Consider the following 1,690-nt stretch of genomic DNA (forward strand, 5'->3'; position numbering starts at 1 on the left):
AAACATTCAAAACTGAATACAATATGTCACGTTATTCCGCATCTTCTGAAGAAGATGTTCCGAATATATCCTTAGAAAGGAGGTGATCCAGCCGCACCTTCCGATACGGCTACCTTGTTACGACTTCACCCCAATCATTTGTCCCACCTTCGACGGCTAGCTCCTAAAAGGTTACTCCACCGGCTTCGGGTGTTACAAACTCTCGTGGTGTGACGGGCGGTGTGTACAAGACCCGGGAACGTATTCACCGTAGCATGCTGATCTACGATTACTAGCGATTCCAGCTTCATGTAGTCGAGTTGCAGACTACAATCCGAACTGAGAACAACTTTATGGGATTTGCTTGACCTCGCGGTTTCGCTGCCCTTTGTATTGTCCATTGTAGCACGTGTGTAGCCCAAATCATAAGGGGCATGATGATTTGACGTCATCCCCACCTTCCTCCGGTTTGTCACCGGCAGTCAACTTAGAGTGCCCAACTTAATGATGGCAACTAAGCTTAAGGGTTGCGCTCGTTGCGGGACTTAACCCAACATCTCACGACACGAGCTGACGACAACCATGCACCACCTGTCACTTTGTCCCCCGAAGGGGAAAGCTCTATCTCTAGAGTTGTCAAAGGATGTCAAGATTTGGTAAGGTTCTTCGCGTTGCTTCGAATTAAACCACATGCTCCACCGCTTGTGCGGGTCCCCGTCAATTCCTTTGAGTTTCAACCTTGCGGTCGTACTCCCCAGGCGGAGTGCTTAATGCGTTAGCTGCAGCACTAAGGGGCGGAAACCCCCTAACACTTAGCACTCATCGTTTACGGCGTGGACTACCAGGGTATCTAATCCTGTTTGATCCCCACGCTTTCGCACATCAGCGTCAGTTACAGACCAGAAAGTCGCCTTCGCCACTGGTGTTCCTCCATATCTCTGCGCATTTCACCGCTACACATGGAATTCCACTTTCCTCTTCTGCACTCAAGTTTTCCAGTTTCCAATGACCCTCCACGGTTGAGCCGTGGGCTTTCACATCAGACTTAAAAAACCGCCTACGCGCGCTTTACGCCCAATAATTCCGGATAACGCTTGCCACCTACGTATTACCGCGGCTGCTGGCACGTAGTTAGCCGTGGCTTTCTGATTAGGTACCGTCAAGATGTGCACAGTTACTTACACATATGTTCTTCCCTAATAACAGAGTTTTACGATCCGAAGACCTTCATCACTCACGCGGCGTTGCTCCGTCAGGCTTTCGCCCATTGCGGAAGATTCCCTACTGCTGCCTCCCGTAGGAGTCTGGACCGTGTCTCAGTTCCAGTGTGGCCGATCACCCTCTCAGGTCGGCTATGCATCGTTGCCTTGGTAAGCCGTTACCTTACCAACTAGCTAATGCAGCGCGGATCCATCTATAAGTGACAGCAAGACCGTCTTTCACTTTTGAACCATGCGGTTCAAAATATTATCCGGTATTAGCTCCGGTTTCCCGAAGTTATCCCAGTCTTATAGGTAGGTTATCCACGTGTTACTCACCCGTCCGCCGCTAACATCAGAGAAGCAAGCTTCTCGTCCGTTCGCTCGACTTGCATGTATTAGGCACGCCGCCAGCGTTCATCCTGAGCCAGGATCAAACTCTCCATAAAAATTATGATGTTTGATTAGCTCATAAATACTAAATAATGTTTGTAACTTATAGTTACGTTTTT

General features: G+C 49.1%; 1 rRNA gene. It reads right to left on the reverse strand.

The features are described from left to right. Positions 1-75: 75 nt before the first annotated feature. Positions 76-1,627 (reverse strand): 16S ribosomal RNA (locus tag HMPREF3247_RS00575). Positions 1,628-1,690: the final 63 nt, after the last annotated feature.

This window comes from Staphylococcus sp. HMSC36A10 (assembly GCF_001838845.1).
Lineage (GTDB): Bacteria > Bacillota > Bacilli > Staphylococcales > Staphylococcaceae > Staphylococcus > Staphylococcus aureus.